12 protein-coding genes are annotated in these 12,990 nt (G+C 73.3%); 7 read left to right on the plus strand and 5 right to left on the minus strand.

Features of this window, described 5'->3' with window-relative positions; translation table 11 throughout:
* Nucleotides 1-208 precede the first annotated feature (208 nt).
* Entirely contained in the window at nt 209-817 is a 609-nt protein-coding gene (locus ACIA5F_RS08795; RefSeq protein WP_399350654.1) for a GNAT family N-acetyltransferase, read from the plus strand.
* Here ACIA5F_RS08795 and ACIA5F_RS08800 read toward each other — a convergent pair.
* Nucleotides 778-2,850 carry a DHA2 family efflux MFS transporter permease subunit gene (locus ACIA5F_RS08800; protein WP_399350656.1) on the minus strand — a complete coding sequence of 691 codons (2,073 nt, stop codon included), beginning with the start codon at nt 2,848-2,850 and terminating at the stop codon, nt 778-780. The two genes, ACIA5F_RS08795 and ACIA5F_RS08800, sit on opposite strands and share 40 nt — an antisense overlap.
* Nucleotides 2,851-3,984: 1,134 nt before the next feature.
* Between ACIA5F_RS08800 and ACIA5F_RS08805 the strand changes: the two genes are divergently transcribed.
* Nucleotides 3,985-4,188, plus strand: a complete 204-nt coding sequence (locus tag ACIA5F_RS08805) for a peptidoglycan-binding protein (protein WP_399350658.1) — start codon at nt 3,985-3,987, stop codon at nt 4,186-4,188.
* A 208-nt stretch (nt 4,189-4,396) separates the two neighbouring features.
* Nucleotides 4,397-5,086 carry an HAD-IA family hydrolase gene (locus tag ACIA5F_RS08810; protein WP_399350660.1) on the plus strand — a complete coding sequence of 230 codons (690 nt, stop codon included), beginning with the start codon at nt 4,397-4,399 and terminating at the stop codon, nt 5,084-5,086.
* A 203-nt stretch (nt 5,087-5,289) separates the two neighbouring features.
* On the opposite strand, the gene ACIA5F_RS08815 is transcribed toward ACIA5F_RS08810, so the two are convergent.
* Entirely contained in the window at nt 5,290-5,871 is a 582-nt protein-coding gene (locus ACIA5F_RS08815) for a TMEM165/GDT1 family protein (protein ID WP_399350662.1), read from the minus strand.
* A 514-nt stretch (nt 5,872-6,385) separates the two neighbouring features.
* On the opposite strand from ACIA5F_RS08815, the gene ACIA5F_RS08820 reads away from it, so the two are divergent.
* The 3 genes from ACIA5F_RS08820 (at nt 6,386) to ACIA5F_RS08830 (ending at nt 9,610) form a co-directional block, all read left to right on the plus strand.
* Entirely contained in the window at nt 6,386-7,051 is a 666-nt protein-coding gene (locus ACIA5F_RS08820) for an HNH endonuclease family protein (protein WP_399350664.1), read from the plus strand.
* Between the two features lie 82 nt (nt 7,052-7,133).
* Nucleotides 7,134-8,789 (plus strand): alkaline phosphatase D family protein, encoded by a 1,656-nt coding sequence (locus tag ACIA5F_RS08825; RefSeq protein WP_399350666.1) that lies wholly within the window; start codon nt 7,134-7,136, stop codon nt 8,787-8,789.
* A gap of 191 nt (nt 8,790-8,980) precedes the next feature.
* Nucleotides 8,981-9,610: a DedA family protein gene (locus tag ACIA5F_RS08830; RefSeq protein ID WP_399350668.1), complete on the plus strand. Its 630-nt coding sequence runs from the start codon at nt 8,981-8,983 to the stop codon at nt 9,608-9,610.
* A 54-nt stretch (nt 9,611-9,664) separates the two neighbouring features.
* Here ACIA5F_RS08830 and ACIA5F_RS08835 read toward each other — a convergent pair whose 3' ends face one another.
* The 3 genes from ACIA5F_RS08835 to ACIA5F_RS08845 all read right to left on the minus strand — a co-directional run bounded on the left by ACIA5F_RS08835 (nt 9,665) and on the right by ACIA5F_RS08845 (nt 12,103).
* On the minus strand, nt 9,665-9,904 hold the full coding sequence (locus ACIA5F_RS08835) for a DUF2277 domain-containing protein (RefSeq protein WP_399350670.1): 240 nt from the start codon (nt 9,902-9,904) through the stop codon (nt 9,665-9,667).
* A gap of 7 nt (nt 9,905-9,911) precedes the next feature.
* Complete coding sequence (locus tag ACIA5F_RS08840; protein ID WP_399350672.1) at nt 9,912-10,604, minus strand: hypothetical protein; 693 nt, start codon at nt 10,602-10,604, stop codon at nt 9,912-9,914.
* A gap of 155 nt (nt 10,605-10,759) precedes the next feature.
* Nucleotides 10,760-12,103, minus strand: coding sequence for a hypothetical protein (locus ACIA5F_RS08845; protein ID WP_399350674.1), 1,344 nt, complete (start codon nt 12,101-12,103; stop codon nt 10,760-10,762).
* Between the two features lie 143 nt (nt 12,104-12,246).
* Between ACIA5F_RS08845 and ACIA5F_RS08850 the strand changes: the two genes are divergently transcribed.
* The gene (locus tag ACIA5F_RS08850; RefSeq protein ID WP_399350676.1) at nt 12,247-12,828 is read left to right on the plus strand and encodes a hypothetical protein; all 582 of its coding nucleotides are present in this window, start codon (nt 12,247-12,249) and stop codon (nt 12,826-12,828) included.
* Nucleotides 12,829-12,990: the final 162 nt, after the last annotated feature.

The following is a 12,990-nucleotide window of genomic DNA, read 5'->3' on the forward strand; positions in this document are numbered from 1 at the left end:
GTGGTGGGGCCGCGGGCGGCGCCTAAGCAGCCCTGACCCGTATGGGCCGGAGGCCCTCGTGCCGGCTAATCCCGGGGGGGGGGGGGCGCGACCCCCCCCCCCCCCCCGGAATTCGCCGGAACGAGGGGATCATCCGCTCTTCCCATCATCGGACCGTCGATGTGGATACTTCCCGCGAGCCGTCCGGCCCCGGCTCCACAATGACGCCATGAACAGTGACGGTACGAGGAACAGCGACACGTGGACCGTGGTCCCCGAGTCCTTCACCACCCCCGACCCGACGACCCCGCGCCGCGCCCACTACGCCGAGGTCGCGGGCCGGTACCGGTACCGGTACCGGTACCGGTACCGGTACCGGTACCGGCCGGTCACCGAGGCCGAGACCGACCAGGGACTCCTGGACTTCCCTGACGACGGCCTGACCCCGCCCACGGGCCGGTTCGTCGTCGGCCCGCGTGCCGGCCCGGCGCCGGCCTGCGGCGGGATACGTCTGCTGGACCCGGCCACCGCGGAGCTGACCAGGGTGTACGTCGACCGGCGCGCCCGCGGTACCGGAGGCGGGGCGGCGCTGCTCGAAGCTCTGGAGCGGGAGGCCCGCACGCTGGGCGCCGAGCGGGTCCGCCTGGACACCCGGTCGGACCTCGTCGAGGCCCGCGCGCTGTACGCGCGTCAGGGGTACGAGGAGATACCGGCGTACGGCTCGGGCCCGTACGCGGAGCACTGGTTCGAGAAGCGCCTCGCCCGAACCGGTCCCGGGACGGCCGGTCCGGAGCGCGCTCAGCGCGCGGAGTGGTCCCGGGGCGGCGGGCCGTCGTAGGGCTCCTCGGCGTCCGAACCGCACAGCTCGGCGTTGAGTTCGGCGACCAGGTCGGCCAGGTCGGTCGGCCGGTCCGGACCCCACCAGTCGCCCAGCAGCTCGGCGAGGGAATCCTGCCGGGCCGCGCTCAGCTTCAGGGCGGCCTCCCGGCCCTTCTCGGTGAGGACCAGCGGCATTCCGTCCCGGACGGCGAGCCCGTGTCCCTCGATCTGGCGGGCGGCGTCCGTGATGGCCCTCAGCGGCACGGCGGTGCGTTCGGCGAGCATCCCCGGGTCGGCGGAGCCGTACTTGTTGATCCGCAGCAGCAGCCAGCTGGAGGCGGGCAGCAGGTCGTAACCGGCCTTCTCGGTGATCTTCTCGTAGACGTGGCGGCGGCCTTCGCGGGTGCCGAGGACCGACAGCGCGCGGGCGACCTCCTCGCGCGACGAGCGATGGACGGGGTTGGAGGCGAGGGTCTCGGTCACATCGGGTGCGGTGACCGAGCCGCGGAGCTTGTCCTCCTTGAGGAACCAGGCGACCACGAAGGCGACGAGGACGAGGGGCACCGCGTAGAGGAAGACGTCGGTGATGGAGGAGGCGTAGGCGTCGAGCACCCGGGGGCGCAGCACGGCGGGGAGTTCGGCGAGCGCCCGGGGGTCGGCCTCCAGCCGGGCGATGGCGGCACCGGGTGGCAGCGGGACGCCCGCGAGGGCGGTGGACAGCTTCTCGTCGAGCCGGTCGGTGAAGAGCGTTCCGAAGATCGCGACGCCGAAGGAGCCGCCGATGGAGCGGAAGAAGGTGGCACCGGAGGTGGCGACGCCGAGGTCGGCGTAACTGACCGCGTTCTGCACCACCAGGACGAGCACCTGCATGACCAGGCCGAGACCGGTACCGAAGACGAAGAAGGAGAGGCTCATCTCCCAGTCGCTGCTGGTGCGCTGCAACTGGTGCATGAGGAGCAGGCCGAGGGCGGTGATCCCGGTGCCGGCGACGGGGAAGACCTTCCACCGTCCGGTGCGGCTGACGATCTGGCCGGAGACCGTGGAGGCGATGAGCAGCCCGAGGACCATCGGCAGCATGTGGACGCCGGACATGGTCGGGGAGACGCCCCGGACGATCTGGAGGAAGGTCGGCAGGTAGACCATCGCGCCGAACATCGCGAAGCCGACGACGAAGCTGATCACCGAGGCGAGGGTGAAGGTGCGGATGCGGAACAGCTTGAGCGGCAGGACGGGTTCCGCGGCCCTGCTCTCCACGTACAGGAAGGCGGCGAGGAGGACGACGCCGAGGACGGCGAGGCCGATGATCTCGGGCGAGCTCCAGGCCCAGGTGGTGCCGCCGAGGGAGGCGACCAGGACGAGGCAGGTGGCGACGGAGGCGATGAGGGCGGTACCGAGGTAGTCGATGGTGTGCTTCGCGGAGCGCGCCGGTATGTGCAGGGCCGTAGCGATGACGACGAGGGCGACGAGTCCGATGGGGAGGTTGATGTAGAAGACCCAGCGCCAGGACAGGTGGTCCACGAACAGGCCGCCGAGCAGGGGTCCGAGCACGCTGCTCGTGCCGAAGACCGCGCCGAAGAGTCCCTGGTACTTGCCTCGCTCGCGGGGCGGGACGATGTCGCCGACGATCGCCATGGACAGCACGATCAGGCCGCCGCCGCCCAGTCCCTGTAGCGCGCGGAAGCCGATGAGCTGGGGCATGTTCTGGGCGATGCCGCAGAGGGCGGAGCCGATGAGGAAGAGGACGATGGCGTACTGGAAGAGCTTCTTGCGGCCGTACTGGTCACCGAGTTTGCCCCACAGCGGGGTGGCGGCGGTGGAGGCGAGGATGTAGGCGGTGACGACCCAGGACAGGTGGGCCATGCCGCCGAGGTCGCTGACGATGGTCGGCAGGGCGGTGGAGACGATCGTCTGGTCGAGTGAGGCGATCAGCATGCCGAGCAGCAGGGCGCCGATGGAGACGAGCACCCCGCGGGAGGGATGTTCGGCGGCGGGGCCGCTGTTCTGCGGGTCGGGACCGGGTCCTACGGCCTCGGTGGTCACATCCTGAGCCATCGGCTCCTCCTCGGGCCGGATCAACATCTCCATCCTGAGTGGTGTGTCCGGTTATGGCCTCTCGGGCGGACCGGGGAGGGCCGGGGAGGGCCGGGGAGGGCCGACGGGTTCTGCATAATCGCAGGCAAGCCAGGGAGGGGTGTGTCAGTGAGCGCTGAGCGCTGTCCGGACTGCGGCGCCATGGGCGTCGGCTGCGAGTGCGCGGGGGGTGCGGGGTTCGACTCCCTGCGTATCCGCCCGTACATGACACGGCCGACCCCGGACGACCCACCGGCCCAGATACCACCGGGCCCTCCGGCAGCGGGCCCTCCGGCGCCGGTTCCTTCGCCGTCGGTTCCTTCGCCGCCGCCGGGCGCGGGCGCGGTGGCTGCGGATGGGCCGGGCGAGGGAGCGGTGGGCGACGGCCCGTACGGCCCGGAGGGTGGCGCCGCGACGGAACTGCTGCCCGTGGCGGAGCCCGTCCCCGCGCCGCCGGTCCCTCCCGCGTCGGCGGCGCCGCTGGCGGACGACACCCCGGCGTACGGGAGACCCGTACCGCCGGTGGGTCAGCCATGGCCGGACGAGACGGTCCGGCTCCGGGCCGTCCCCCCGGAGCCACCGGCCGGGGCCGGGGCCGGGAATCCGGGTGGCATGGCCTGGACCGGGGGCGAGGGCGGCAGCGCCGGAGGCGGGACCGGGGTCGGGAATCCGGGTGGCGGAGGGGGCGGGGGTGGGGGTGGGGGCCCCGAGAAGCGGACGGACGGCCCGGCCTCCCGGCGGCGGCTGCCGGTGGTGCTGGCCGCGACCGGTGCGGTGGTCGTCCTCGGGTCGGCTGCCCTGGCCCTGGGGGTGCTGGGTCCGGGCACGCCGGACCGTACCCTGTCGGACCCGAAGCCCCCGGCGCCCCTGGTGAGCACGGCTCCGGCCGGGCCGTCGCCGTCCCCGGCCGGAACGTCGGGCGGCCCGTCCCCCTCGGCGTCGCGCTCGGCGTCTCCTTCGCCGTCACCGTCGCCGTCGCCGGGTGCCTCGCGGTCGCCGTCGCCGTCCGCTTCCCCGAGCGCGTCCCGCTCGTCGGAGGCCGCCTCCCCGAGCCCGTCGCCGAGTACGACGCGACGCTCCCCCAGCCCCCCGCCGCCGTCGCCCCCGCAGGCCGTCGTGCTGCGGTACGGGGACTCGGGCCCGGAGGTGGAGCGCCTCCAGCGGCTGCTGGCGGCCCGGCACCTGTACTGGGGCCGGATCGACGGGACGTTCGACGGGCGGGTGGAGCGGGCGGTGGCGGATTTCCAGCGGCGCAACGGCATCCACGAGGACGGCTGGGGCGTCTACGGTCCTCGGACCCGGCGGGCCATGGAGGGATAGGAGCCACCGGCCGGCCCCGGAAGGGGGTGCGGGCGGTGTCCGGGCCGCAGGGGTGGGCGGCGGGTGTCCGGGAGGCCGTGGGGCCTCGTGGTGGCGCGGACCGCCCCCGGTTTTGTATCGTGTGTAAACAAAGTGGTTCCGTCCTCTCTCCCTGACCGGTGGACGGAACCGCTTGTTCTCTTCTCCCGCACCGTCTGGAGTACCGCCGATGCCGACCAGCACCGCCACCGAACCCGTCGTCCTCACCGCCAGGGCCCTGCTCCTGGACATGGACGGCACCATCGTCAACTCCGACGCGGTGGTCGAGCGCTGCTGGCGCGAGTGGGCCGTCTCCCACGGGCTGGACCCGCGGGAGGTCCTGAAGGTGGTCCACGGCCGCCAGGGCTACGCCACGATGGCCATCCTCCTGCCGGACCGCTCGATGGAGGAGAACCGCGCCGAGAACACGGTGATGCTCGCCCGTGAGACCGCCGACACCGAAGGCGTGGTGCCGGTACCGGGTGCCCCGGAGTTCATGGCGGCCATAGCCGGCCTGCCGCACGCCCTGGTCACCTCCGCCGACGTGGCCCTGGCCACGGCCCGGATGACCGCCGCCGCCCTGCCGATGCCCGCCGTCCGGGTGACCGCCGAGTCCGTCGCGGACAGCAAGCCGCACCCCGAGGGCTTCCTCAAGGGCGCCGCCGCGCTGGGCGTCGATCCGGCCGACTGCATCGTCCTCGAAGACTCTGCCGCAGGCATCGCCGCAGGCCAGGCAGCCGGCATGCGCGTGATCGGCGTCGGCCCGCGCGCCGCCGCCCACGGCCCCACGGCCCACGTCCCCGACCTGACGGCCCTGCGCGTCACCGCCGCCCCGGACGGCTCGTTCCACGTCGCCGTCGACTCGTTCCCGGCCGCCTGACCTGCTGCCCACCCCTGCTGCCCGGACGCCCGGCCTCTGGCGCCGGAGGGGCGAGCGCCGATACATCGACCGATACATCGACGGCCGCGTCGGCCAGGAGCCGACGCGGCCGTCGACGTATCAGGGGTGCCGGACCCTGGCCGAACCCCGGGCCGGACACCCCATCCGGACAGCCGGTCCGGATGGGGTGTCCGGCCCGGACGTCAGCCCGCGATCGCCTCGTAGAGCGAGAACACGGCCAGCGCCGCCATGACGGCAGCGGCGATCCTGGTGATGAGCCGCAGCGGCACGTACTTCATCAGGGTGCGCCCGCCCAGGATGCCGATGCCGGCGACGGCCCACAGCGCCAGCACGGCACCGAGGCCGACCGAGACGGGGTTGTCGTACCGCGCGGCGAGGTTGGCGGTCATGATCTGGGTCAGGTCGCCGAACTCGGCCACCAGGATCAGCATGAACCCGGCCCCCGAGACCTTCCAGAAGGACTGGTCGGCGGGCTCCTTGACCTCTTCCTCCTCGTCCGTCTTCTTCAGGAGCAGCATGACCGCGCCCGCGAGGAAGAGGATGCCGACGACGGCCTGGACGAGCCGGTGCGGGAGCAGCGTGAGCACGCTGCCCGCGGCGATGGCGAGGGCGACGTGGACGGCGAAGGCCGCGGCGACACCGGCGAAGACGTAGGAGGCGCGGTAGCGGGTGCCGAGCATCAGGCCGGCGAGGGCCGTCTTGTCGGGGAGTTCGGCAAGGAAGACGACGCCGAAGGCGATCGCCGTGACACTGAAGCTGAACACGGGGGTGAAACCTCGATCGGTCGGGCAGGACGCCATCCGTACCGAGAGACCTGGGGTGTTTCAGGGGTCGCTCCGGCTCGACGGCGCCCTGACGTGATGTACGCGCGCGTGAGCGCGCCTCCACCTGAACAGGACACTGCGGCCGAAGGTCTCGCTGGCCTGCCGCTTTCCGCGGCCTGCCTCCGGGCGCCGGCTGGGGTGACCCAGCAGTATGTCGACGTTCCGGCGAAGAGCTACTCCCCTTCTGCTCCGTACAGAGTACGGGACGCCCGCGCGCTCCCGGAATAGGCCATTTCCCCCCGGGCTTCCGCGCCCGGCCCCGGCCGCTTCTGCGGAATCCCAACTTCCTCTTCCCTGGGGGCCGTTCCGCGCCCTAATGTGACGTGTCCATGTCGCCACATGGCCATCCGGCGCCCATCCCCGCGAAACCCGGCGCCGCGACCATGACCACGACCACCGCCACCGCCCGCCGGGGCCGCACGGCCACCACCCCCGCGCACCCAGGGAGTCCCCCATGACACGCACCACCACCAGCACCACCAGCATCTACGCGCGTCGAATCGGCGTGCTCGCGTCCGCCGCCGCGCTCGCCTCCCTCACCTCCCTCCTCACCGCCCCGGCGGCCCAGGCCGCCCCGCCCGCCCCCCTCAGCGCCGCCGCCGCCCGCTCCTACCTGGCGACGGTCACCCCGCGGCCCGAGGGTTCCACCAGCGGCTACAGCCGCAGCCTCTTCCCGCACTGGAGCACCGTCTCCGGCACCTGCAACACCCGCGAGACCGTCCTCAAGCGGGACGGGGTGGGCGTCGTCCAGGACTCCGCCTGCGCCGCGGTGAGCGGCAGCTGGTACTCCGAGTACGACGGCGCCACCTGGACCGTCGCCTCCGACCTGGACATAGACCACGTCGTTCCGCTCGCCGAGGCGTGGCGCTCCGGCGCCGGGACCTGGACCACCGCCAAGCGCCAGCAGTTCGCCAACGACCTCACCCGCCCGCAGCTGATCGCGGTCACCGACAACGTCAACCAGGCCAAGGGCGACCTCGACCCCGGCAAGTGGCTGCCCTCACGGACCGCCTACCGCTGCACCTATGCCCGGATGTGGGTGGATGTGAAGCAGTACTGGGCCCTGAGCATGGACTCCGGCGAGAAGGCGGCCCTGGACGGTGTCCTCGCCGGTTGCTGATCTTTCCCCCGTGCGGGGGAGGCGGGGCTCCCCCGCACCGTCGTACCGTGAGCGAAGGGGCTACGGAAGAGGGGGGAGTTGCATGGCCGGACTGCGTTTGGGGCCACTGCTGCGCCATGTCGACTGGGACACCGGCGGATCGGCCACCATATGGGTCGAGGCGGACCGCCCGTGCACGGCCGAGGTGCGGTGCGCGGACGGCGCCGGCGGCACCGCGCACACCTTCCAGATAGCCGGGCACCACTACGCGCTGGTACCGGTGACGGGCCTGTCCCCGGGGGCCACCACGGCGTACGAGGTGCTGCTCGACGGTGTCCCGGTGTGGCCGCTGCCCGGCAGCGCCTTCCCGCCGAGCACGATCAGCACCCCGGCCGTGGCGGGCGCCGGGCGGCCCGCTCCCGGGCTGCGCGTCACGTTCGGTTCCTGCCGGGAGGCCGTGCCGCCCGCGGGCCGGCGCGGGCCGCACGGTCCGGACGCGCTCGACACCCTCGCGGCGCGGCTGGCCGCCGAGCCGGAGGCGACCCGTCCGGACGTGCTGCTGCTCCTGGGTGACCAGGTGTACGCGGACCGGCTGTCGCCGGAGACCCGGCGGTGGATCGCGGCCCGGCGGAACCTGCGGGACGCCCCCGGGGCCCAGGTCGCGGACTACGAGGAGTACACGCGGCTGTACGACGAGTCCTGGACCGATCCGGAGATCCGGTGGCTGCTGTCGACCGTGCCGAGCCTGCACATATTCGACGACCACGACGTCATCGACGACTGGAACACGAGCGCGGCGTGGCTGGCGGAGATCCGGGCGACGCCGTGGTGGCGGGAGCGGATACTCAGCGGGCTGATGTCGTACTGGGTCTACCAGCACCTGGGCAATCTCTCGCCCGCCGAACTCGCGGCGGACGAGCTGTACCGGGCGGTCCGGGAGGCCCCGGACGGCACCGAGGCACTACGGGCCTTCGCGGCGCGGGCCGATGCCGATCCGGCCTCGGTGCGCTGGAGCTACCGGCGTGACTTCGGCCGGTACCGGCTGCTGATGGTGGACACGCGGGCCGCGCGGGTGCTGGCCGAGGAGGGCCGGGCCATGCTCGACCCGGCGGAGCAGCAGTGGCTGCGGGACAACGCGCTCGCCGGGCACGGGGGTTACGACCATCTGCTGATCGGCTCCTCACTGCCGTGGCTGATGCCGCCACTGATCCATGACGCGGAGACCTGGAACGCCGCGCTGTGCCGGGGGGAGCGGGGGCCCCGGTGGGCGCGGATCGGGGAGAACCTGCGGCGGCGCAGCGATCTGGAGCACTGGGCGGCGTTCCCGGCGTCGTTCGCGGCGCTCAGTGATCTGATCGAGGAGGTGGGGACGGGGCCCCGGGCGCCGGCGACGATCTGCGTGCTGTCGGGCGACGTGCACCACGCGTACGTGGCCGAGCCCCGCATACCGAGTACGGCGGGGGTGTTCCAGTTGACGTGCTCGCCGGTGCACAACTCCATCCACACCGCGGTGAAGCTGGGTTTCCGGCTGGGCTGGTCGCGGACGGGGCGGTGGCTGGGCCGCGGCTTCTCCCGGCACGGGCGGACGGGCCGGCCGCCGCTGAGCTGGCGGCGTACGGGTGGGCCGTGGTTCGGGAACCAGCTGATGACGCTGGCGCTCTCGGGCCGGACCGCCCGGCTGCGGCTGGACCAGGCCCGCAAGAAGCGGAAGGCGGCCGTCCTGGTCACCGTGCTGGACCGGGACCTCACCGGCCCGTGACGCCCCCGTCCGCCGGACCGGCCGGTGGCGGGGCGGGTGGGACCTGACACACCGGGATGCGGGAACCGCCCCGGGGCGGCAGGGTACAGGCGCGCGGCGTACGCTGTATGGCTGTAAAGCCGCCCCTGCCGCTCCCGCGACATCGCGGTGTTCCACGCCGCAGCACGCCGACCGGACTGGGGAGTCCCGCTTTGCTTGAGACTCTTGGGTCACTGACCACGAGCCCATGGATCTACGCCCTCGTGGCGTTGTCCATCGTGCTCGACGTGTTCCTGCCGGTGCTGCCGAGCGGGGTTCTGGTGATCACCGCGGCGGCTGCCGCCGCGGCCGCCGGGGCGGCGGGTCCCGTACCCGTGCCCGCGCGGGTGCCGGACATCCTGGCCCTGCTGGTGATCGCCACGACCGCCTCGGTCCTGGGTGACATGGCGGCGTACCGGCTGGCCCGGCGTGGCGGGGCCCGGCTGGACCGGGCCATCGCCCGTTCCCGTCGGCTGACCCGGGCGCAGGACCGTCTCGGCACGGCCCTGGCCCGGGGCGGCGGCGCCCTGGTGGTGATCGCCCGTTTCGCCCCGGCCGGGCGCTCGGTGGTCTCGCTGGGTGCGGGCAAGACCCAGCGCAAGGTCCGGGAGTTCCTGCCCTGGTCGGTCCTGGCGGGGATGGTCTGGGCCGGGTACAGCGTGGCCCTCGGCTACTTCGGTGCCCAGTGGCTGGGCACCACCTGGCTCGGCACCGCCGTGTCCGTCATCGCCCTCTTCGCGGCGGGCGCCCTGGCCGCCTTCCTCATCCGCCGCCCGATCGCGGCCACGGCCCCGGCGGCGTAGCACCCGGCACCCCCGGCCCGGACCTCACCGGGGGTGACCGTACGGGTCGGCCGGTCACACGGTGGAGGCGGCCGTGGAGGCGGTCTGTCCCCGTACGTGGACGCCGTCGAGGAGTGCGCGGGTCGCCTCGGCGACGGCGTCCACGGCGGCTTCGAAGACTTCCCGGTTGTGGGCGGCGGGTGCCCGGAATCCGGACACCTTCCGTACGTACTGGAGCGCTGCGGCACGGATCTCCTCCTCCGTGGCCTTCTCGGGGATGACGGGCGGGCGCAGGGTCTTGATCGATCGGCACATACGTCTACTATCCCGCTACCGGGGGCAGCTCGGCCCCCGAAAGTTTCATAATCAGCCCGGCCTGCAGCCGGGACCGCAGGACGGGATCACCGACCTCGTCCAGGAGCGCGACGGCCTGCCGCGTGTTCTCGGCGGCGCGCCGGTCGTCCCGGAGCGAGGCGGTCTGGTCGGCCATGTGTTTCAGGGCGATGTCGGCCCGCCGGTGGAAGAGCTGCCCGACGAGGGCGACGACCAGTCCGACCGAGCTGGTCACGATCCCGAGGTAGAGGTCTCCGCTGGTCTCGGCCTTCCACACGGCCAGCCCGACGCCGAACAGGAGGATCATCGCCCCGGCCCCGGCGAACCGCTGGCTGGTGACGAAGCTACTGCGGGCCTGGGTCAGTCCGTAGGCGTAGTACTCGACGAGGACCGGGGTGAAGTCGTCGTACCGGCCGGCGGGTCTCGTCCTCGGCCGGGCCGCGCCGGCGTCCCCGTACTTCGGGTCCCGCTCCCCCGGCCCCGCCCCGGGAACCGGCCCCGGCGGCGCAGCCGGTACCGGTACCGCCCCGGTCCGTGCCGCCAGTTGCCCGAGCAGCCGGTCGCGTTCCTGGGCCCGTCGGCGCTCGAACCCGTCGGCGCCCAGCCGCCCGGCCACCAGTTGCCCGGCGGCGAGCACCGCCGCCGCCCCGACGCCCCACAGCCACTCCCCGGCCCCGGCCATCCCGCACCCCCACCCCGGACGATCCCGATCCCCGCACCCCACGAAACCCCGTACCCAGGGCCCCGTACCCCCGCCCGCGCGAGCGGGGGCCCGGCCGCCTCACCCCCCTGTCCCCCAAGTCCCCCAAGTCATGCCTGTCATGCCTGTCATGCCTGTCACCCCTTCAACGCTCCGACGAGGCGCCCGCGTTCGCTCAGGTCACGGACGGCGCGGACACCGTGGTGCGGGCGGAGCCGCAGGTTCATCACTTCGAAGTGCTCGTCACCACGCGCGGAGGACAGTTCCTCGTAGTCGTCGAGGAAGCGGCCCCACGACTCGCAGGCGGCCTCCACGTGCCCGATCGACAACTGCCGCTGGGCGAGGAGTCCGTACGCGTGCAGGCGTCCCTGCCGCTCGTGCGCGGGCTGCAGACGGATCGACTCCCGGAGCGTCTTCACCGAGCCGGCCACGTCTCTCGTCTCGTTCTGCACGTGCGCCACGTGGAAGAGGTACGCCGTCCGGTCGTAGCCCCCGACGCTCTCCCGCCGGTCGTCCGCGCGCCCGAGCGCCTCCTCCGCTTCCCGGAGCCGGCCGAACGCCTGCCGCCGGTCCCCGACCATCGCCGCGCCGTGGGCCTGCTGCCCCCGCAGGAAGGCGACCAGCCGCGGCCCGGCCGCCGGAGCCGCCTCTGCGGCGGAGTCGGCGAGTTCCAGGGCCCGCCGTCCGTAGCCGAGGTGGGACGCCTGGAGGGACATCCCGCGCAGGGTGCGGCAGTAGGCGAGGTGTTCCTCCGCCTCCCCGGCGAGCTTGAGCGCGGACAGGTAGTAGTCCTGCCCGAGGCGGTGCTGGCGCTCGTACATCGCCATCCACCCGGTCAGGTAGACGAGGTCGGACGCGGCGGCGAGCATGCTCCGCCGGACGGGCACCGTCGATTCCGCTTTCAGCCACGGTCCGACCGTGTTGACGAGGAAGGCGGCGGCCATGGGGCGCGCGTGACCCGCGCCGAGTTCGTCGAGGATGTCCGCGATGCGGTCGGTCATCGTCCGCACCGCCGTGACCTGGGCCCGGCCGACCCGGGTGGTCACTTTGCCGGGCCTTATCGGTTCCGGGCCGTCGGCGCGGGCGAGAGTCGGGAACAACGGGATGGCGAGCGCTGCGGAGAAGACACCTGCCGCGATCACGCGGCGTCGGGATGGCTCCATGTCGGCCCTTCCGAGGTCTACGAGGTCCCGGACAGTGTCCGCCTCCTCGACCGCACCCGGTTGTGTGAGGCCTGTCTCCGCATACGTGACGGGCCGTCCGAGCTTCCGCTCGAACGCTTCGACGATCAGCCCTCTGACCTGCGGACGGGGCTGATGACCGGCGACCCACTGGGAGACCGCGGGCTGGCCGTACTTCAGGGTGAGCCCCGCCTCGGCGCCGATCCGGTTGACGATCGACGCGAACTGGCTTCGAGACCATCCGGCCTGTTCAAGCAGGACCGGCAGACCAGTGTTGGGGGTGCGTGAGTGTCGCGCCATGAGCAACTCCCGACATTGCATGGCTTGCATACGTCTCCGACCCTCCAACGGTACTCGCGCGGGCGGCTCCTGCGGTTACCTCGGTGTATCCGGCAGTGACCGTGCGGCAGTCGAGACCGCCGCCGACGAGAGGGAGTCTCACCGTGAGCAGGCGCACGATGACGGACTGGCTGGCCGGCAGCCACCACCAGCCCGGCCAGGTCCGGGCCGAGTGGCGGGAGCGCGGGATCTCCGTGCTCCCCGTCGGCCACCGGTTCGACGCCGTCCGCCTGCCCGAGCCACTCGTCCACGCCGCCGTCCACCCGGCCGTCCACGCGGCGGGCGCCCCGGCCGGGCCCTGCCGGGCACCGGCCGGAACCGGCCTGGCGGGGCACCTCGACGGCCCGGTCATCCACGACGGCCGCGGCCGTACGTACTACGCCCTCGTGCCCCCGGGTACCGCGACCACCTGGCGCGCCGCCGCTCCCGGTGTCACGTGCCTCGGCCCCGGCACCCATCTCGGTGTCCCCGCCGAGGGACTGCTGGAGTACCACCCGGCCCATCCCGTCCACTGGACCGCGGCCACCACCCGGCGGCGCCACTGCGACCCGGCCTCCGTGGCGCTCCTCGTCCGCGCGGGAACGGCGCGCCTGGCCGAGGCGGCCGGTCACCCGCAGGGGTGCTCCGCCGGGCGGCCGGGGCTGTCCCCGCGCGCCCGGGAGCGCCCCTGCGGCCACCTCCGGTGAGGCCGCCCGGCGGACCGGCGGACCACCGAAAACCCACGAACCCACGAGCCCGCGAGCCCGCGAACCCGCGAACCCGCGAATCGACAGGAGAGCAGCATGTCCGAGGGCAAGCACGCCGGAGAACCGGAGGACCAGCCGTGGACACCGCCGCCCACCCCGCCG

The organism is Streptomyces sp. NPDC051567 (assembly GCF_044454165.1).
Taxonomy (GTDB): Bacteria; Actinomycetota; Actinomycetes; order Streptomycetales; family Streptomycetaceae; genus Streptomyces.

What these genes read in the sequence shown, in the direction of transcription:
- ACIA5F_RS08795 (WP_399350654.1), top strand. Translation starts at nt 209, where the DNA reads ATGAACAGTGACGGTACGAGGAACAGCGACACGTGGACCGTGGTCCCC.
- ACIA5F_RS08800 (WP_399350656.1), bottom strand. Translation starts at nt 2,850, where the DNA reads ATGGCTCAGGATGTGACCACCGAGGCCGTAGGACCCGGTCCCGACCCG.
- ACIA5F_RS08810 (WP_399350660.1), top strand. Translation starts at nt 4,397, where the DNA reads ATGCCGACCAGCACCGCCACCGAACCCGTCGTCCTCACCGCCAGGGCC.
- ACIA5F_RS08820 (WP_399350664.1), top strand. Translation starts at nt 6,386, where the DNA reads ATGACACGCACCACCACCAGCACCACCAGCATCTACGCGCGTCGAATC.
- ACIA5F_RS08825 (WP_399350666.1), top strand. Translation starts at nt 7,134, where the DNA reads ATGGCCGGACTGCGTTTGGGGCCACTGCTGCGCCATGTCGACTGGGAC.
- ACIA5F_RS08835 (WP_399350670.1), bottom strand. Translation starts at nt 9,904, where the DNA reads ATGTGCCGATCGATCAAGACCCTGCGCCCGCCCGTCATCCCCGAGAAG.
- ACIA5F_RS08840 (WP_399350672.1), bottom strand. Translation starts at nt 10,604, where the DNA reads ATGGCCGGGGCCGGGGAGTGGCTGTGGGGCGTCGGGGCGGCGGCGGTG.
- ACIA5F_RS08845 (WP_399350674.1), bottom strand. Translation starts at nt 12,103, where the DNA reads ATGGCGCGACACTCACGCACCCCCAACACTGGTCTGCCGGTCCTGCTT.